An 18103-nucleotide genomic window follows, 5' to 3' on the forward strand; every position below is an offset into this window, starting at 1 on the left:
AGTTTCCCCATGTCCGAACCCCTCATCCCCGTCTTCGATCTGGGCGGTGTCTTTGTCGATTGGAACCCGATGTATCTGTTCCGCAAGCTCTTCGATACCGAGGAGGAGGCGCGATGGTTCGGCGACACGATCTGCACCAAGGACTGGAACCTCGAATTCGACGCCGGGGATATCTATGCGGAGGGCGTTGCCAAGCTCATCACCCGCTTTCCGCGCTATTGGCGCGAGATCCAGGCCTATGACACGCGCTGGAAGGAAACCATCGGCGGCATCTATCAGGGCACCGTCGATATTCATAACGAGTTGATCGAAGCCGACATCCCCACCTTCGCCATCACCAATTTCTCCTGGGAGAAATGGGTGTCTGTGCTCGATGAATGGCCGTTCCTGGAAAAATTCGACGGCGTGGTGGTCTCGGGGTTGGAAAAGCTGGTCAAGCCCGATCCGCGCATCTTCCGCCTGTTCTGCGACCGCTACGGGCTGGCGCCGGAAGCCTGCGTGTTCATCGACGACAATGAGGCCAACGTGGTCTCGGCGCGTGCCGTGGGGATGGAGACCATCCACTTTTCCACGCCCGAGGCATTGCGGGCGGAACTCATCAGCTACGGCCTGCCGCTCAAGGGGTAGTGTTTGAACCTGCTCTTTGGCAGGCTGCGAGATTCTTGCCTAGGCGCTGCAACGGGCTCCCCTTCTCCCCTGGTGGGAGAAGGTGGCCGCGAAGCGGTCGGATGAGGGGGTCGCAGCGGTAATGCAAAAACGCCCAGGCTTTTACCGCGTCCCGTACATCCGGTCGCCCGCATCCCCCAGGCCGGGGACGATATAGCCATGCTCGTTGAGTTTTTCGTCGAGGCTGGCGGTGAAGATCGGCACGTCGGGATGCGCCTTGGTGAAGCGCTCGACGCCTTCAGGCGCGGCGAGCAGGCACAGGAAGCGGATGTTGTTGGCGCCGCGCTCCTTGAGCTTTTCCACCGCCGCCACCGCCGAATTGGCCGTGGCGAGCATGGGATCGACGACGATCACCAGCCGGTCGGCGGCGTCCGAAGGCGCCTTGAAGTAATATTCGACAGCTTCGAGTGTTTCGGGATCACGGTAAAGCCCGATATGGGCCACGCGCGCCGAAGGCACCAGGTCGAGCATGCCGGTCAAAAGCCCCTCCCCTGCACGCAGGATCGAGGCGAAAACAAGCTTCTTGCCCTTGAGCGTGGGTGCCCGCGTAGGGCCGACCGGTGTTTCGATGTCGATATATTCGACCTCGAGATCGCGCGTCACCTCATAGCACAAAAGATGCGCGATCTCGCGCAGCAGCCGGCGGAAGCTTGCCGTCGAGGTATCCTTGCAGCGCATGATGGTCAGCTTGTGCTGCACAAGCGGGTGGTCGACGATGGTAAGGTTCTGCATGATGTCCGCCCTTTGTTGTTATAACGCGCTCGTCCCGTGCTTGCCGGGCGCAATCCCCAGCCAATGGGCGATGGTTTCGCCAATATCGGACAGAACCGGGCGCAAGCCAATCGATCCCTTGCCCAGCGCGCGCGAGAAAAGCAGAATCGGCACCTGCTCGCGCGTATGATCGGTTCCCCGCCAGGTGGGATCGTTGCCATGATCGGCGGTGACGACCAAAAGGTCGTCATCGCGCAGCCTGGCGATCAGTTCGGGCAAGCGCCGGTCGAATTTTTCCAGCTCGTTGGCATAACCGCCCGGATCGCGTCGATGGCCGTACTCGGTGTCGAAATCGACGAAATTGGTGAAGATCAGCGCGCCGTCCGTCGCCATATCCATGGCTTCGAGCGTGCGGTCGAACAGCACCATATTGCCCGAGGCCTTGATCTTGTGGGTCACCCCGCGGCCGGCATAGATGTCGGACACCTTGCCGATGGCATAGACTTGGCGGCCAGCAGCTTTCAATCGGTCGAGAATGGTGTCTTCGGGCGGGTCGATGGCGAAATCGCGGCGGTTGCCGGTGCGCTTGAAGGTCTCCGCCGTCTCGCCCACGAAGGGCCGCGCGATAACGCGGCCGATCTTCATGGGGGCGGTGAACCGGAACACGGTCTGGCACAGCTCATAGAGCCGTTCGAGCCCGAAATGGGTTTCATGCGCCGCGATCTGGAATACAGAATCCACCGAGGTGTAGAAAATCGGCTTGCCGGTCGAAATCGATTCCTCGCCGAAATCCTCGATCACCTGCGTGCCCGAGGCATGGGTGTTGGCGAGCGAACCGTCCAGACCTGCGGCCGCGTAGATCTCGTTCAGCAACTTCTGGGGGAAGGCGGGTTTCTCGTCGGGGAAATACCCCCAGGCGAACGGCACCGGCACCCCGGCGATCTCCCAATGGCCCGAAGGCGTATCCTTGCCGATCGAGACCTCGCGCCCCACGCCCCAGCGGCCGCCCAGCGGCGTGCTGGTCAAGCCCGGCGGCACGGCGCCAGTGGATAGTTCCGCCGCAGCACCAAGCCCCATGCCATCGAGATTGGGCAGGTAAAGCGGGCCCGAGCGCACACCCTCGATATCGCCGCGCCCATCGGCGCAGGCCTGGGCGATATGGCCGAGGGTGTCGGCGCCGGCATCACCGAAATCGGCGGCATCGGGAGCCCCGCCGATGCCGAAGCTATCGAGCAAGCAGAGAATGGCGCGGGGCATCATTGGCCTCCTTGAGGTGGAATATGGTCATAGATCACCGGTGCGGAAGCGGCCGGCTCGCCGATCAGATAGGCCCGCTGCAACCGCTCTTCAGCTTCGCTGGCGGCGGCATCGTCGCGGGCGTGGATACGGGCGATCGGCGTCCGGGCGTCCACCCTCGCACCCAGCCCGGCCAGGTGATCGAAGCCGACGTGATAGTCGATCTTTTGCTTGGGGTCGATACGTCCTCCGCCGAGTACGACGACGGCCATGCCCACGGCGCGCGTATCGATCTTTTGCACGACCCCTTCGGTCAGTGGATAGACATCCCTGACGATCGGGGTGGGATCAGGCGCGTAAGCGCTCAGATCGTGCCAGGAGCCCAACGCATTGGCCATGGCGAAGAATTTTTCCGCCGCCCTGCCGCTTTCGAGCGCCATCCTGGCCCGCAGCAAGCCGTCATCGGCATCGAGCGCCATACCGCCTAACACCAGCCCGTGCGCACACAGTGCCAGCGTCACCTCCTCCAGCCGTGGATCGCGGTGTGTGCCGGTAAGAAAATCGATGGCGTTTTTCACTTCCAGCCAATTGCCCGCCGCGGAGGCGAGAGGCTGGCTCATATCGGTGATCAGCGCCCCAGTGGTCATTCCAGCGCCATTGGCCACGGCAACCAGGCTTTCGGCCAGCCCCACGGAATCGGCAAGCGTTTTCATGAAAGCGCCCGAGCCGGTCTTGACGTCGAGGATCAGCGCGTCCAACCCGGCGGCGAGCTTTTTGGAGAGGATCGATGCCGTGATGAGCGAAATGTTTTCTACAGTCGCCGTCACGTCGCGGATGGCGTACAGCCGCCTGTCGGCGGGTGCCAGATCGTCGGTCTGGCCGATGATGGCGCAGCCCACATCTTTGACCACCCGCTGCAGCGTTTCGATATCGGGATTGGTCATATAGCCGGGAATGGCGTCGAACTTGTCCAGCGTGCCTCCGGTATGGCCCAATCCGCGCCCCGAGATCATCGGCACATAAGCCCCGCACGCGGCAAGAATGGGGGCGAGCATGAGCGAGACGTTGTCGCCCACCCCACCGGTCGAATGCTTGTCGATGGTCGGCCCGTTGAGATCGGACCAGTCGAGCACCCGTCCGGAATCGCGCATGGCGAGGGTCAGCGCCACACGCTCGTCGAGCGACATGTTCTGGAAATAGACGGCCATGGCAAACGCCGCCGCCTGCGCATCATTGACCGCGCCCGAGGTGATGCCGGCGACAAAGCCGGCGATATCGTCGGCCGCAAGCTCATCGCCGTCGCGCTTTTTGGCGATGACTTCCTGGGGGAGGAGGGGCATGGGCCTCAGACTTTGTGCAGCCGCACGGGAGGCTTGGTGGCCCGCCTGAGGATGCCCTTGGCTTCAAGGTCGAGCTGGACGCATTTGAACCACCAACCGGCTTTCTCCCCACCGGGGAACAGGTCCTGTGGCAAGTCGGACTTGACGGCGGCGATCAGTTCCGAGGGCGCTGCGCCCGGTGCGGCCGAGGGAATGTGCCTGAGCACCGCTTCCCGCATCGCCGTATACTTGGCCTTGTCCACGCGCTGGATGCGGCCGGGCGAAGTAAAATTCTCGACTTCGATCTTCTCGCTCATATGGCCTCCCCTATCACGCCCCGTAGGGCACCCAGATGTTCTTGACCTGCGTGGCCTTGCCCAGCAGGTAGTTCCCCTCCATCACCGGATCGGCCCAGTCGAACCCCAGCCCGCGTGTCGTCCAGCTCTGCTTGACGTTGCCGGCCGAGAGGCGCTCGATCTCGGCGCTGTCCTCCAGCGAGCCGGCGAACCAGATGCCGTCTACCCCGTCATGCTCGGCCAGGGTTTTGGCGAGCGAGGCGGCCGGACCGGTCACGATATTGACGACGCCAGCGGGGACGTCGGAGGTCTCGAGCACCTGGTAGAAACCGGTCATCGCCAGCGGATGCGCCTCTGAGGGGATCAACACCACGGTATTGCCCATGGCAATCGCCGGAGCCAGAAGCGCCACGGCGCCGAGCAGCGGGCTCTCGGCCGGAGCGGCGATGCCGAGCACGCCGACGGGTTCGACCATGGCCACCGCCATCATGCGCGCCGGTGGATTGTGCACCGCGCCATCGAATTTGTCGGCCCAACCGGCAAAGGCGAACAGCCGCTCGACGGAAAGATCGACCTCCCGCCTGGCGGCATTAGCGGAAATCCCGGTCATCGACCTGATGCGCTCGGCGAACTCTGTTTTGCGGTAATCGAGATTTTCGCCCAAATAGTAGAGAACCTGGCTGCGGTTATGCGCCGTGGCGGTGCCCCAGCCCGAAGCGGCGCGCGCAGCTTCGACGGCGTTGCGGATATCCTTGCGGTTGCCCTCGCCAACTTCGCCCAGATGCTTGCCGTCTGCAGCAAGAACCGTACGGGCATAGCCGGAATCGGGGCGGGCCTGCTTGCCGCCGATATAGAGCTTGGCGGTCCTGTCGATACCCTCGGCCTCGCGGCCCTCGGCAGGAGCCGGCAGCTTTAGCGCTGGGGCGGCTTTGAGCTTTTTCTCCCAAGCGGGCTTCAAATACGCGCCCATCCCCTCGCGACCGCCCTCGCGGCCGAAGCCGGATTCGCGGTAGCCGCCGAAGCCGACCGAGGCGTCGAACTGGTTTGTAGAATTGACCCAGACGACGCCGGCCTTGATTTTCGGCGCGATGTCGAGGGCGAGGTTGACGTTTTCCGTCCACACCGATGCCGCCAGCCCGTATCGGGTGTTGTTGGCCAGCGCCACCGCTTCCTCGGGGGTGCGGAAGCTCATGGCGACCAGCACGGGCCCGAAGATTTCCTCGCTCGCCAGCGTATGAGCCGGCGAAATGCCAGTCACCAGCGTCGGGCGCACATAGCAGCCATCGCCGGGGATTTCGGTATCGGGAGAATAGAAGTCGCCGCCCTCTAGCCTCCCGGTTTTGAGCAGGTCGAGCACCCGTTCAACCTGCACCGGAGCCACCAGCGCGCCGATATCGACGGATTTGTCGAGCGGATCGCCGACGCGCAGGGTCCTCATGCGCGCCTTGATCTTGGCGATGAATTTGTCCTCGATCGATTCCTGGACCAGCAGCCGGGAGCCGGCGCAGCACACCTGCCCCTGGTTGAACCAGATGGCATCGACCAGCCCTTCGACGGCGCTGTCGAGATCGGCGTCTTCGAACACCACGAAGGGAGACTTGCCACCCAGCTCCAGCGACAGTCCCTTGCCCGAGCCGGCAGTGGCACGGCGGATGATCTTGCCCACTTCGGTCGAGCCGGTGAAGGCGATCTTGTCGATATCGGGGTGGTTGACGATGGCCTCGCCCGTCTCCCCTGCGCCGGTCACGATATTGACGACGCCCTTGGGCAGGCCAATGCGGGCGCAGATTTCGGCGAACAGCAGCGCGGTTAGAGAGGTGAATTCGGCCGGCTTGAGCACCACGGTATTGCCCGCCGCCAGCGCGGGGGCGATCTTCCAGGCCAGCATCAGCAGCGGGAAGTTCCACGGGATGATCTGGCCGCAGACGCCATAGGGCACGTGGTTGGGGAAGCTCTTTTCGATGTGCTGCGCCCAGCCGGCGTGATGGTAGAAGTGCCGCGCCACCAGCGGGATATCGATGTCGCGCGTCTCGCGGATCGGCTTGCCGTTGTCGAGCGTTTCGAGCACCGCGAAGAGCCGGCTTTCCTTCTGGATCTGCCGCGCGAGGGCGTAAAGATATTTGGCGCGCTCATAGCCCGAAAGCGCCGACCAGCCGGAGAACGCTACGCGGGCCGCCTTGACGGCCTTGTTCACATCCGCGCCAGTGCCTTCGCTCACATCGGCGAGCTTTTCGCCATTGGCCGGGTTGGTCGAGGCGAACGTCCTGCCCGGCTTGGTGAAGCCGCCATCGATGAAGTGCCCGAATTTCCGCCCATGCTTGTCCAGCCATTCCAGCGCCGGGCCGGCGGCCTCGGGGGCCGGGCCATATTCGAGGGTTTCGAAGATTTCAGCGACTTTGCTCATTTCAAAATCCCTCAAGCCATCGCGAAGCGGTAATCGGCGGCGTAATGGCCGGTGACGCCGTGTTCGATCTGGCGCTCGATGTCGGTCAAAAGCGAAGAAGCGCCGAAGCGGAAGAGGTGCGGCTGCAACCAGTGCGCGCCCAATTCCTCCTTCATCAACGCCAGATAGGTCAGCGCGTCCTTGGCCTTGGCAATGCCGCCGGCCGGCTTATAGCCGATCTCGATGCCGGTCTCCTCGAAGAACCAGCGGATCATACGGATCATGGCGAGCGATGTCGGCAGCGTCGCGTTGGTCTTTTCCTTGCCGGTCGAGGTCTTGATGAAATCGGCACCGGCCAGCATGCAGACCAGCGAGGCCTTGGCGATGTTGGTGAGCGTTGCCAATTCGCCGGTGCCGAGGATGGTCTTGATGTGGGCATCGCCACAGGCGGCGCGCATGGCTTTCACCTGATCGTAGAGCCCCTGCCAGTCGCCTTCCAGCACCATGCCGCGCTCGATGACGATGTCGATTTCCCTGGCCCCGTCCTCGACCGAAGCCTCGATCTCGGCGAGACGGATTTTGAGCGGCGTCAAACCATGCGGGAAGGCTGTCGAGACGGCAGCCACGGGGATATTGGTCCCCTCCAGCGCCTTCACCGCTGTCGCGGCGAAATTGTGGTAGACGCAAACCGCCGCAGGCGTGATGCCCAGATGCTTGACGCCCATGGCCTCGACGAGATCGGCGCGGATCGGATTGCGCGCCTTGGCGCAGAGCCGTTCGACGCGACCGGGCGTGTCGTCGGAATTGAGCGTCGTCAGATCCATCAGCGACACGGCCTTCAAAAGCCAGGCGAGCTGATATTCCTTTTTCACCGTGCGGCGGGCACCGATGGTCGAGGCACGGCGTTCGAGCGCCGAGCGGTTCATCCGCACCCGCCCCACCCAGTCGAGATCGAGCGGGAAGCCGGGGTTGCGCTTGTGGCTGATGCCCGGCGCCTGATTGTCGACGACCTTGAGACTCATATCTCCTCCATCAGCGCCGGGATCAGGCGCTTGAGTTTTTCGGCCCCCAGTTTGGCAACTTCCTTGGTCTGGGTGTGCGAAATGGTTTCCCGTGCCATTCCCGCCCCCATATTGGTGATCGAGGAGCAGGCCCAAACCCGCATTCCAAAAAACCGGCCCAGGATCACCTCGGGCACTGTGGACATGCCCACCGCGTTGGCGCCCAGCGTCACAGCCATGCGGATTTCAGCCGGCGTTTCGAAGCTCGGCCCAGAATACCACATATAGACGCCTTCCTTGAGGGCGATTTCGAGGCGCGCGGCCACCGCATGGGTGGCTGCGCGCAGCTCGGGATCGTAGGCATCGACCATGTTAACGAACCGGGCGTCGGTCGGCTCGCCGATCAGCGGATTCGCGCCGGCGTAATTGATGTGATCGGCAAGCAGCATCAGGTTGCCGGGCACAACGTCATTGTCGAGCGAGCCGGCGGAATTGGTCAGCAGCAGGGTTTTGACCCCGAGTTCGCTCAGGGTCTCGAGTGCCGGACGCATGGCCGCGGCGTCGCCATGCTCATAATAGTGCTGCCGGCCGGTGAGGATCGCCAACCGTTTGCCGGCCATGGTGCCAACCAGCAGCTCCTTGCCGTGTCCCGATACGCCACCCTGGGGAAACCCCTCGAGCTCGGAAAAAGGGATCGTGACCTTGTCGACGAGCAGATCGCCGATTTCCGACAGGCCCGAGCCCAGGATCAGCGCTGCGTCCACGGTCTCGTTGCCCGCAAGGTTGCGGATGGTTTTAATTGCCTTAGCCATGTGCGTACGCCTGTTTAGCGGCCCAAAAATTCAGGACCGAAAGAATGGGGCAGCAATTCGCCCAGTGTCGTATGAAGCGGCTCGCCCTCGACACCGAGGCAGATGATCGGGGTCTCGGCCGAGGCGAATTCGCGGATACGCTGGCGGCAGCCACCGCAGGGGGTGACGGGGCTTGCACCCGGTCCCGTGACGAAAATCTTCTCGATGCGCTTGCCGCCGCCGGCCAGCATAGCGGCAATGGCCGAGGGCTCGGCACAATTGCCGACCGGGTAGGCGGCGTTCTCCACATTGCAGCCGGCATAGATCTTGCCGTCATCGGCCAAAATCGCAGCACCGACCGAAAAGCCCGAATAGGGCGCATAGGCCTTGGCGCGCACCGCTTCGGCGGCGGTGAACAGCGTCCTATCCTCTTGCGACAGCTCCATCACCGTTCCTTGACATAGGGCTGGCCCGAAGCCTTGGGCGCGATGGCGCGGCCCACGAACCCGGCGAGCAGCAATATGGTGAGCACATAAGGCAGCGCCTGCATGGCCTGGGTCGGCACCTCCCCGATCACCGGCAATCGCACCCCCTGCAGCCGGTATTGCAGCGCTTCGAGGAAGCCGAACAACAGGCACGCGCCCAAGGCCGGATAAGGCTTCCACTTGGCAAAGATCAGCGCCGCCAAGGCGATATAGCCGCGCCCCGAACTCATCTCGCGCGAAAAGCTCGCTGCCTGGGCCGTGGAGAGATAGGCTCCGCCCATGCCCACCAGAACGGCGGTGATGGCGAGCGCCTTGTAGCGCAGCCAGCTTACCGACATGCCGGCGGTATCGAGGGCCTTGGGGTTTTCGCCCACCGCCCGCAGTCGCAGGCCGAACCGGGTGCGCCAGAGCACCCAGGCCGTGACCGGCACGGCGAGAAAGGCGATGTATGTAAGGATGGAGTGTCCCGAGAGCAGCCCCGAATAAATCGGGCCAATCACCGGCACACCGGCCAACTCCTGAGCGAACGGCAATTGAATGCCGTAGAAGCGTGCATCCCCGGTTAGGGGCGGCGTGTTGCCGCCTCGCCCGAACCAGGCGCCGCCCAGGAATACCGTGAGCCCCGATGCCAGGAAATTGAGCGCCACGCCGGAAATGATCTGGTTGCCGCGGAAGTTGATCGAGGCCAGTCCGTGGATAGCCGAAAAGACCAGCGATACGCCAACCCCGGCCAGAAGCCCCAGCCAGGCATTGCCGGTCAAGGCCGCGACAACCGCCGCGCCGAAGGCCGATCCCAAAAGCTTACCTTCGAGCCCGATATCGACGATACCCGAGCGCTCCGAATAGAGCCCTGCAAGGCAGGCGAGGATCAGCGGGGTTGATACCCGGATCGTGGTGATGAGAACGGAGATCAGGTCTTCCATGCCTTAGGCCTCCTTCTCCTGAGCCACGCGGTCGGGCTCGCGCCGCGATCGGGCCGCCATGAAGGCGAACTCGACCGGGCGGCGCAGCATGTTGCTCATCGCGCCGGTGAAAAGGATCACCAAGGCCTGGATAGTCACGATCATTTCGCGGGTGATGGCGGGCATGGTGAAGGCCAGCTCCTGCCCGCCCTGATAGAGCACGCCGAACAGCAGCGCCGAAAGCCCTACACCGATCGGGTGCGCCTTGCCCATGAAAGCCACGGCGATCCCCACGAACCCCGTGCCCGCCACATAGCCCAACAACAGACGTCCATGCGCACCGGCGGTGTCGTTGACCGCCACCATGCCCACCAGCGCACCGGAGATGGCCATGGTCACCATGATCAGTCTGGCGTTGGACATGCCCGCATAGCGCGCCGCCACCCCGTTATGCCCCATTGTGCGCAGCTCGTAGCCGAATTTGGTGTGCCAGATGAGGACATAGACCCCCACCAGTGCCAAGAGGGCGATGAACAGGGAGATGTTGACCGGCGTGTTGTTGAGGAACGGGATCCACTCGGACAGGAACGGCACCCGGGTGATCTCGGCAATGCGCGCGCTCTCGTCGGAATTGACGTTCTCGGGCTTCAATATCCGCGAGATGATGTAGCTCATCATCGACGTGGCGATGAAGTTCATCATGATCGTGGTGATCACCACATGGCTTCCGCGCCGTGCCTGCAGCCAGCCGGGAATGAACGCCCAGGTGCCGGCGAAGAGAGCGGCGGCGATCATGATCAGCGGCAGCGCCAAGGCCCAGTGCAGCCCGCCCACCGCGAGCGCCACGAGGATGGCCCCGAGCCCGCCGACATAGGCCTGCCCCTCCCCGCCGATATTGAACAGCCCGCCGTGATAGGCGACCGCCACCGCGAGGCCGGCGAAGATGAAATTGGTGGTGTAATAGAGGGTAAAGCCGAAACCGTAGCCATAACCGAAAGCGCCATAGAGCATGATGCGCACGGCTTCGATGGGGTTTTCGCCCACGGCCAGCACAACGATGCCGCCGATGATAAAGGCCAGCGTGACGTTAAGCACCGGCAGGAGAATGACATCGACCCAGCGGGGCAAGGGCATGGTACCGCTCATCGGATTGCCTCGGCTGTGTGCGCGTCGCCAGTTTTGACACCGGCCATGAGCAGGCCCAGCTCGCCCTCGTCCGCCGTCGCCGGATCGGCTTGCCCGACGATATGGCCGTCGAAGAGCACAACGATCCGGTCGGACAGCGAGCGGATCTCGTCGAGCTCGACCGAAACGAGCAGGATCGCCTTGCCCGCGTCACGCATCTTGATGATCTGGTTGTGGATGAATTCGATGGCCCCGATATCGACGCCGCGCGTCGGCTGGCCGACGATCAGCACGTCCGGATCGCGTTCCATTTCGCGGGCCAGAACGATTTTCTGCTGATTGCCGCCGGAGAAATTGGCGGTCTTGAGATCTGTGTTGGCCGGACGGATGTCGAACTTTTCGATATGGCGCTGCGCCTCGGCCTTGGCGGCCTTGACGTCGAGCATCAGTCCGCTGCCGTACTTTTCGTGATAGCCGAGGATGGCGTTTTCCCACTCGAAGAAATTGGTGACCAGCCCCATGCGGATGCGGTCCTCGGGAACGTGGGCGAGCCCATTGCGGCGCAGGATGGCCGCGCTGTCTTCATTGGCCGCGGTCACGTCCTCGCCGTTGAGCCGGATGGTGCCCGATCTGGCGACACGCATGCCGGCCAAGGCCTCGAGAAGTTCGGATTGCCCATTGCCCGCAACTCCGGCGACGCCGAGGATCTCGCCTGCCCGAACCTGCAGCGAAACACCCTTCAGCCGCTCCGTGCCGGCATCATCGGCCACCACCAGATCGTTGACTTCGAGCAGAACGTCGCCTGGATGGGCCGCCTCCTTGTGGACACGCAGCAGCACGCGCCGGCCCACCATCAGTTCGGCGAGTTGCTCGGGCGTCGTGGAACTGGTGGCGAGTGTTTCAACCATCTGCCCCTGCCGCATCACCGAAACCATGTCGGTGATCGCCATGATCTCACGCAGCTTGTGGGTGATCAGAATGATCGTCTTGCCCTCGTCGCGCAGGATTTTCAGCACCTCGAACAGGTGATCGGCTTCTGCGGGCGTCAGAACGCCCGTGGGTTCGTCCAAGATCAGCGTGTCGGCGCCGCGATAGAGGGCCTTCAAGATCTCCACGCGCTGCTGCTGGCCGACCGACAGGTCCTCGATCAGCGCATCGACGGGAACGTTGAGACCGTAATCGTCCGCAAGGCGCTGCAGCTCGCGCCGCGCCTTGTCGACGCTGGGCCTGAGCAGCGCGGAATCCTCGGCCCCAAGGATCACGTTCTCGATGACTGTGAAATTGTCGACCAGCATGAAATGCTGGTGCACCATGCCGATGCCCAGATGCAGCGCATCGGAGGAATTGTGAATGGTCGCGTGCTTGCCGTTGACCAGGATCTCGCCGCTGTCGGCGTGATAGAAGCCGTAAAGGATCGACATGAGCGTCGATTTTCCGGCTCCGTTTTCGCCGACGATGCCGTGTACCGAGCCGCGCTTGACGGCCAGGTCGATATCCTTGTTGGCGTGTACCGGGCCGAACCGCTTGTTGATCTTTTTAAGCTCGATCGCCAGCGGAGTACCAGCGGCCACATCCGGCCGCTGGAGATTTTCGTTCGGTGTGTCCATTCCCGGACCCTTCCCTTACCGAGGGAGCATCAGACCGGGCAGGATTCGTCGCTGCGGTAGTCGTGAACGACGATATCGCCGGCGATGATCTGCGCGGTGATGTCTTCGACGGTCGAACGCATTTCGTCACTGATCAGTTCGGCATTGTGCTCATCGAATGCGGCGCCCACGCCCTCTTCGGCCAGGCCGAGCACCTGCACGTCGCTGGTCCATTCGTCATTGGCGAAGTCCTGCAGCGCATTGTAGACGGCCACATCGACGCGCTTGACCATCGAGGTCAGCACCGAGCCGGGGTGCAGGTGGTTCTGGTTGGAGTCCACGCCGATACCATAGACACCCGCGTCGGCGGCCGCCTGCAGCACGCCGACACCGGCGCCGCCGGCGGCGTGATAGATCACATCCGCGCCGCGGTCGATCTGGCTGCGCGCCACCTCGGTGCCGCCACCGGGGTTGTTGAAGGCGTCAAAGCCTGTGCCGATGGCGGTTTCGAGCACTTCGATGTCGGGATTGATATGGGCGGCACCCTGCTTGTAGCCGCAGCCGAAGGCCAGGAGCAGCGAGAAGTCGAAGGCGGGCACGAAGCCGATGGTGCCCGATTCCGTGGCCATGGCGGCAAGGGCGCCGACCAGGAACGAGCCCTCATGTTCCTTGAAGACGACCGAGCGGACGTTGGGCAGATCGTCCACCACCGTATCGATGATCAGGAACGAGGTGTCGGGGAAGTCCGGAGCGACGGCCCGCAGCGCGGTTTCCCAGGAAAAGCCCGGCAGGATGATGGGATTGTTGCCGCGCGCCGCGAACTGGCGGATCGCCTGTTCGCGCTGGGCGTCGCCGGAAATTTCGAGATCCTGATAAGCGCCACCGGTTTCGTCGGCCCAGCGCTGGGCGCCGTTATAGGCGGATTCGTTGAACGAGGCGTCGAACTTGCCGCCGCCGTCATAGACCAGCGCGGCATCGGCCAACGCGGTGCCGGCCATCAGGGTGGCCAGGGCGATACCGGCGAAGGCGGCCAGGCCGGTCGATTTTGTTTTTGACATGATGATGCTCCCTATTGACGGGCTGAAGAAGGACGCCGGCAGCAGCCGGTCGTTTCCACGCACGATAAGTCCAGATACAATCGCGCAAAACTGGCGGACGCAATAGTCAATTTCGGTTTTTTGACCAGTTGGGCAAAAAATCTTGGGATTGCGGTAAACCGGGGCGTTGGCGCGCGCTCTAGCCTTCGATCGGGGTGACTTCAGCCCCCATGGCTTCCCCGAAGCGTTCGAAGAATCCATCGATGATCCTCTGGGCCGAATTGCCGATCAGCGCCTTGCCCAGCTTCATCATCTGCCCCGAAGCACCGCCAGTCGCCTTAAAGCTCAAAAGCGTGTCGCTTCCCAGATCGGCAAGGGTAATATCGGCGGAAGCCTGCGCCTTGCCGAGCAGCCCGCCCCTGCCCTGTCCGGTCAGTGTGTAGCGGTGGGCGGGCAAGACATCGGAGAGCAACAGATCACCCTTGAAGGTGGGGTGCGCAACGCCGAGATTGACCGCCACTTCCAATTCGAGTGCGCTTTCGCTCACCCAGTCGATGCGCTTGCAGCCCGGAATGCAGGCCGCCAGAATTTCGGTATCGTTGAGCGCAGTCCAGACCGCGTCGCGGCCGGCCGCGACCCTATATCGTCCCCCGAAATCCACGCCAGCCTCGCAATTCGTTCCGAACCATCACTATGCGGCTTTTTGGCACCAGTTGCGAGAAAACAAACGCCTCTGATGCTTGCACAATTGTCTTATCCCTTGGCGGGCGGAATCATGGCACCACATCTGCCGAGGGTTACAACAGGGACGACGACAAATGGCAACCGAAGTGATGGAAAAGCCGCTCGCTTATCTCGACCGCGCGGTCGCTGCGATCCGGGAAATGGGGCTATGGCCCGAGGATCAGCCGCAGGAAGCGCCGATCACCGGCCTGCTCTCGGAGATCACTCATCTCGACGACACCAAAGTGGTGCTGATCGGCCGCGTCCTCACCCAGGCGAGCGCCTTCAACGAAGTGGTCCGCACCCAGGTGGCCGCCATGAACGTGGGCGAGCGCTACGAGGACATCACCAAGTCGTTCAACTCGATCCGCGACGATGCCAAGGGCATGGTCGACCAGCTCGAAGACGGCAAGCTCGACATGCTCGAGCGCGCTTCGAACGTGTGGATGAAGGTCTCGCGCGGCGACATCGCTTCGCGCTTCGACAAGATCCGCGACACCTACCTCGATGTCTCCAAGGACACCAAGGACCAGATCGATCGCGAGCACACCATTCTCGAGGCCTATCGCGATTTCCGCGGCGCCCTCAAGCAGGCCGAAGTGATGGCGCTCGAAGTGCTCGAGATCGCCGACAAGCAGCTCGAGCAGCGCAAATTCGAGCTCAACAAAGCCTCCGAGGCGCTCACCGCCTTCACCGAAGGCACCCCGGCCGATCGCGCCCGGCTGGAGATGGCGCGCGACGAAAAGCTGCGCGACCTCCAGAACGAGGAGCGCCGCTACCAGATCGCCAAGGACCTTTCCGACAATCTCACGATCTCGTACTCCACTTCCGAAGTGATCATGGCGCGTCTGATGCAGACCACCAACGCCAAGGAGCGGGTCTATCAGCAGTCGATCTCGTTCTTTTCCACCAACGAAACCGTGCTTACCGCGCTCTCGGCCTCGTTCACGGGCCTGTTCGGTCTCCATGAATCGACCGAAACGCTCAATGCGATGAAGGAAGGCATGAGCCAGAGCCTCGAAACCCTTTCGGAGATCGGCGGCAAGGTGCAGGAAGAGGCGCTCAAGGCCGGCTATGGTCCCACCATCCGCGCCGACGCGGTCAAGAAGCTTGTCGACAGCGTGGTTTCCTTCCAGGAGCATTCCTATACGATCATTGCCGAAATGCGCGACCAGGCCACCAAGAACTCGGCCGAAATCCGCGATGCCGTCGAAGACGGCAAGAAGCGGCTGGCCTCCCTTGCCGCCCAGGGCAACGCGCTCGTTTCGTCACAATAGCGGCGGTTGCAGCGGCCTATGACCAGCGGTGGGGCGATATCGGGGCAGGCCGGCAAGGCGCCGCTCGACGACGTCATGCTCGCCATGGACGTTGTGGACACGTTGCGCCACGAGCAGAATCTCGTGGCGCGCGAACTCGGCGCGTCGGCGCGTGAAGCCCAGCTCATCGAGCGGCTGCGCAAGATCTACCACGATCAGGGCATTGAAGTGCCCGACCGTATCCTGGCCGAAGGCGTCAAGGCGCTCGAGGAAAGCCGGTTCACCTACACCCCGCCCCCCGACACCTTCTCCACCCGTCTGGCCCGGCTCTATGTCAGCCGCGGCCGTTGGGGGCGGCCGGTGCTCATCGCGCTCGCCCTACTCGCCGTGGTGCTGGGGGGATATTTCCTCGTCTACCGGCCCTATCAGGCCGGTGTCGAAGAGGCGGCGCGGATCGAACTCGCCGAGGGCCTGCCAGCCCGCATGGATACGCTTTACCAGAACATCTTCAACGAAACCAAAGTGCAGACCGCGCTCGAGATCGCCGAGCCCTGGGTCGAACGCGGCAAGGCGGCGGCGGCTCGCGGAGACCGCGAGGGGGCACTGGCCGCCATCGAGGAACTCGAAGCCATCCACGCCACCCTTCTCGCCGAATATTCGATCCGCATCGTCAACGAGCCTGGCCGCGACACCGGCATCTGGCGTTTCCCGGAAAACAACACCGAAGCCACCAACTACTATCTCGTTGTCGAGGCGCTCGATGCGGACGGGAACACCGTGACGCTCCCGATCACCAGCGAGGAGACCGGTGAAACCCAGGAGGTTTCGACCTGGGCGATCCGGGTGCCGCAGGTCACCTACGAAAGCGTCCGCGCCGATCGGCAGGATGACGGCATCATCCAGCGCAACGTGCTGGGGATAAAGCAATACGGGTTCCTTGATACCGACTACACCATGCCGGTGCTCGACGGGGCGATTACCCAATGGTGAGGCGGCAATGAGCGTTTCCGGACCCCAGGCCATGCGCGCGCTCGACGATGCGCTGCGCGACATTCGCCGCGAAGAGGACGACATCACCAAGCGCATAGCGCGCGCCAATGAGCGTATCGGCAAATTGCGCGAGACCGAGCTCGGCCAATTGCGGGCGCTTGCCACGGTGCGCCTTTCCCCCGAAGTCCGGGAAGAGCTCGCCGGAACGCTCGGCCAGGCCGAAACCAGGGCCCGCGACATGCTCAAGGAGCATGCCGCCGCCATGGCGGAAATGGAAAAGACGCTGGGCGACACCGAAGCGGCGCTGGCCGAGCTGACGGCGGAGCGTCAATCCCTTATCGATACCGTGGCGGCGCGCCAGGCCGAGATCGATGCCTTGGGCAGTGCCGTGGACGCGGCCCTTGCCGCCGACAGCGCTTACCAGAAGCTGGTTGCCGAGCGCGAAGAGGCCGAGCGCACCGCAACCGAGGCGGACCGCAAGGCAGATCAGGCCGAGGCCGATCGCGAGGCAAAGGGCGAGCCTTATCGCTCCGACCCACTGTTTACCTATCTCTGGGATCGGCAGTATGGGACGAGCGCCTATAAGGCGGGCAACATCACGCGCATGCTCGACCAATGGGTGGCTCGCCTTGTCGGTTACACCGATGCACGTGCCAATTACGCCATGCTGACCGCGATCCCCGAACGCCTGCGCGAACATGCCGAACGCCTGGCCGATGATGTCGGCGCTCTCGACGAGCAGGTTGCCCAAAAGGAACAGGCGGCACTCGACGCAGCGGGAGGACGCGAGGCCCGCATGGCCCTCGAAGCGGCCCGCACGCGCGTCGAAGAGATCGATGCGGAAATCCTTTCGCGCGAGGATGCGCGCGAGGAGTTGACCGAAAGACAAAAGCAGATCGCCGAGGGCGGCGACCCGGCCTTCGGCCAGGCTGTCGAAATGCTCGCCGAGGCGATCTGGGACACGGGCATCGAAAAGCTTCTGGCCGAAGCGCGTGCCACGCGCACCGAGGAAGACGACGCCATCGTGGTCCGCCTCGAGGATGCCCGCCGCCGCATCGCCGAGGAGCAGCTCGAGCTCGATGACGAGCGAGCCCGGCTCAAGACCCTCGAATCGCGCCGGCGCGAACTCGAGGATATCGAGTTCGAATTCAAGAAGGCACGCTACGACGATCCCCGCTCGCGCTTCCGCGAGGATCGACTGGTGGGCGATCTTCTCACCGACTTTCTGAAGGGCGGCATGACAGCCGCCACCTATTGGGACAGTTGGCGCCGTTCCCAGGATTGGACCGGCACGTCCGGGCCGATCGTGCCAACCTCGCGCCCGCGTTCTTCACGATCCAAGAGCGGCTTTCCCATTCCTCCCGGCGGCTTCTCCCCGCGCCCGCCTTCGGGCGGCAATTGGGGCGGCTTTTCGCGCCCGCGCGGCGGCGGGTTCGGTGGCGGTGGGGGCTTTAAGACCGGGGGTAGCTTTGGAGGCGGCACCGGCTTCAAAACCGGCGGCGGCTTCTGATCTTTCCTTGGGAAGGCCCTAAAAAGGGAAAACGGCCCGACGCGGGCGGTTGCGTGTCGGTCATCAATGCCGCTGCACGCTGGCGG

Annotated in this window: 17 protein-coding genes; 4 read left to right on the forward strand and 13 right to left on the reverse strand. The window is 63.3% G+C overall.

Annotated elements, in window-relative coordinates:
- Nucleotides 1–9 precede the first annotated feature (9 nt).
- Entirely contained in the window at nt 10–627 is a 618-nt protein-coding gene (locus NO934_RS05815; protein WP_309162875.1) for an HAD family phosphatase, read from the forward strand.
- A gap of 141 nt (nt 628–768) precedes the next feature.
- Here NO934_RS05815 and upp read toward each other — a convergent pair whose 3' ends face one another.
- The 13 genes from upp to NO934_RS05880 all read right to left on the reverse strand — a co-directional run bounded on the left by upp (nt 769) and on the right by NO934_RS05880 (nt 14199).
- Complete coding sequence (upp, locus tag NO934_RS05820; RefSeq protein WP_309162876.1) at nt 769–1398, reverse strand: uracil phosphoribosyltransferase; 630 nt, start codon at nt 1396–1398, stop codon at nt 769–771.
- 18 nt (nt 1399–1416) lie between these two features.
- On the reverse strand, nt 1417–2634 hold the full coding sequence (locus tag NO934_RS05825) for a phosphopentomutase (RefSeq protein WP_309162877.1): 1218 nt from the start codon (nt 2632–2634) through the stop codon (nt 1417–1419).
- Entirely contained in the window at nt 2634–3953 is a 1320-nt protein-coding gene (deoA, locus tag NO934_RS05830; RefSeq protein WP_309162878.1) for a thymidine phosphorylase, read from the reverse strand. Before deoA ends, NO934_RS05825 begins: the two co-directional genes overlap by 1 nt.
- A 5-nt stretch (nt 3954–3958) precedes the next feature.
- A complete protein-coding gene (locus NO934_RS05835) occupies nt 3959–4249 on the reverse strand; it encodes a DUF6958 family protein (RefSeq protein WP_309162879.1) in 291 nt (96 codons plus the stop codon).
- A 13-nt stretch (nt 4250–4262) separates the two neighbouring features.
- Nucleotides 4263–6632, reverse strand: a complete 2370-nt coding sequence (locus NO934_RS05840; protein ID WP_309162880.1) for an aldehyde dehydrogenase family protein — start codon at nt 6630–6632, stop codon at nt 4263–4265.
- A gap of 11 nt (nt 6633–6643) precedes the next feature.
- On the reverse strand, nt 6644–7633 hold the full coding sequence (gene deoC, locus NO934_RS05845) for a deoxyribose-phosphate aldolase (RefSeq protein ID WP_309162881.1): 990 nt from the start codon (nt 7631–7633) through the stop codon (nt 6644–6646).
- Nucleotides 7630–8424 (reverse strand): purine-nucleoside phosphorylase, encoded by a 795-nt coding sequence (locus tag NO934_RS05850; protein ID WP_309162883.1) that lies wholly within the window; start codon nt 8422–8424, stop codon nt 7630–7632. The genes deoC and NO934_RS05850 overlap by 4 nt, the downstream gene beginning before the upstream one ends.
- Before the next feature lie 14 nt (nt 8425–8438).
- The gene (locus NO934_RS05855) at nt 8439–8849 is read right to left on the reverse strand and encodes a cytidine deaminase (RefSeq protein WP_375143276.1); all 411 of its coding nucleotides are present in this window, start codon (nt 8847–8849) and stop codon (nt 8439–8441) included.
- Entirely contained in the window at nt 8849–9811 is a 963-nt protein-coding gene (locus NO934_RS05860) for an ABC transporter permease (protein ID WP_309162884.1), read from the reverse strand. The genes NO934_RS05855 and NO934_RS05860 overlap by 1 nt, the downstream gene beginning before the upstream one ends.
- Nucleotides 9812–9814: 3 nt before the next feature.
- A complete protein-coding gene (locus NO934_RS05865; RefSeq protein WP_309162885.1) occupies nt 9815–10924 on the reverse strand; it encodes an ABC transporter permease in 1110 nt (369 codons plus the stop codon).
- An 8-nt stretch (nt 10925–10932) separates the two neighbouring features.
- Nucleotides 10933–12522 carry an ABC transporter ATP-binding protein gene (locus tag NO934_RS05870; RefSeq protein ID WP_309162886.1) on the reverse strand — a complete coding sequence of 530 codons (1590 nt, stop codon included), beginning with the start codon at nt 12520–12522 and terminating at the stop codon, nt 10933–10935.
- Between the two features lie 29 nt (nt 12523–12551).
- Entirely contained in the window at nt 12552–13559 is a 1008-nt protein-coding gene (locus NO934_RS05875) for a BMP family ABC transporter substrate-binding protein (protein WP_309162887.1), read from the reverse strand.
- A gap of 178 nt (nt 13560–13737) precedes the next feature.
- Entirely contained in the window at nt 13738–14199 is a 462-nt protein-coding gene (locus NO934_RS05880; RefSeq protein WP_309162888.1) for a carbon monoxide dehydrogenase subunit G, read from the reverse strand.
- Nucleotides 14200–14356: 157 nt separating this feature from the next.
- Here NO934_RS05880 and NO934_RS05885 point away from each other — a divergent pair, with 157 nt between their 5' ends.
- Genes NO934_RS05885 through NO934_RS05895 form a run of 3 tightly spaced genes read left to right on the forward strand, consistent with a single transcriptional unit; the run spans nt 14357 to nt 18017 of the window.
- Nucleotides 14357–15538 carry a cell surface protein gene (locus NO934_RS05885; protein WP_309162889.1) on the forward strand — a complete coding sequence of 394 codons (1182 nt, stop codon included), beginning with the start codon at nt 14357–14359 and terminating at the stop codon, nt 15536–15538.
- Nucleotides 15539–15556: 18 nt separating this feature from the next.
- The gene (locus NO934_RS05890) at nt 15557–16507 is read left to right on the forward strand and encodes a DUF6384 family protein (protein WP_309162890.1); all 951 of its coding nucleotides are present in this window, start codon (nt 15557–15559) and stop codon (nt 16505–16507) included.
- Between the two features lie 7 nt (nt 16508–16514).
- Nucleotides 16515–18017, forward strand: coding sequence for a hypothetical protein (locus NO934_RS05895; protein ID WP_309162892.1), 1503 nt, complete (start codon nt 16515–16517; stop codon nt 18015–18017).
- Nucleotides 18018–18103: the final 86 nt, after the last annotated feature.

The organism is Pelagibacterium sp. H642 (assembly GCF_031202855.1).
GTDB lineage: Bacteria > Pseudomonadota > Alphaproteobacteria > Rhizobiales > Devosiaceae > Pelagibacterium.

Excerpts from the sequence above, each read along its gene's own strand:
- NO934_RS05825 (WP_309162877.1), bottom strand. The coding sequence starts at position 2,634 with ATGCCCCGCGCCATTCTCTGCTTGCTCGATAGCTTCGGCATCGGCGGG.
- NO934_RS05850 (WP_309162883.1), bottom strand. The coding sequence starts at position 8,424 with ATGGCTAAGGCAATTAAAACCATCCGCAACCTTGCGGGCAACGAGACC.
- upp (WP_309162876.1), bottom strand. The coding sequence starts at position 1,398 with ATGCAGAACCTTACCATCGTCGACCACCCGCTTGTGCAGCACAAGCTG.
- NO934_RS05870 (WP_309162886.1), bottom strand. The coding sequence starts at position 12,522 with ATGGACACACCGAACGAAAATCTCCAGCGGCCGGATGTGGCCGCTGGT.
- NO934_RS05885 (WP_309162889.1), top strand. The coding sequence starts at position 14,357 with ATGGCAACCGAAGTGATGGAAAAGCCGCTCGCTTATCTCGACCGCGCG.
- NO934_RS05815 (WP_309162875.1), top strand. The coding sequence starts at position 10 with ATGTCCGAACCCCTCATCCCCGTCTTCGATCTGGGCGGTGTCTTTGTC.
- NO934_RS05895 (WP_309162892.1), top strand. The coding sequence starts at position 16,515 with ATGAGCGTTTCCGGACCCCAGGCCATGCGCGCGCTCGACGATGCGCTG.
- deoA (WP_309162878.1), bottom strand. The coding sequence starts at position 3,953 with ATGCCCCTCCTCCCCCAGGAAGTCATCGCCAAAAAGCGCGACGGCGAT.
- NO934_RS05875 (WP_309162887.1), bottom strand. The coding sequence starts at position 13,559 with ATGTCAAAAACAAAATCGACCGGCCTGGCCGCCTTCGCCGGTATCGCC.
- NO934_RS05840 (WP_309162880.1), bottom strand. The coding sequence starts at position 6,632 with ATGAGCAAAGTCGCTGAAATCTTCGAAACCCTCGAATATGGCCCGGCC.
- NO934_RS05860 (WP_309162884.1), bottom strand. The coding sequence starts at position 9,811 with ATGGAAGACCTGATCTCCGTTCTCATCACCACGATCCGGGTATCAACC.
- NO934_RS05835 (WP_309162879.1), bottom strand. The coding sequence starts at position 4,249 with ATGAGCGAGAAGATCGAAGTCGAGAATTTTACTTCGCCCGGCCGCATC.
- NO934_RS05865 (WP_309162885.1), bottom strand. The coding sequence starts at position 10,924 with ATGCCCTTGCCCCGCTGGGTCGATGTCATTCTCCTGCCGGTGCTTAAC.
- NO934_RS05890 (WP_309162890.1), top strand. The coding sequence starts at position 15,557 with ATGACCAGCGGTGGGGCGATATCGGGGCAGGCCGGCAAGGCGCCGCTC.
- NO934_RS05855 (WP_375143276.1), bottom strand. The coding sequence starts at position 8,849 with ATGGAGCTGTCGCAAGAGGATAGGACGCTGTTCACCGCCGCCGAAGCG.
- deoC (WP_309162881.1), bottom strand. The coding sequence starts at position 7,633 with ATGAGTCTCAAGGTCGTCGACAATCAGGCGCCGGGCATCAGCCACAAG.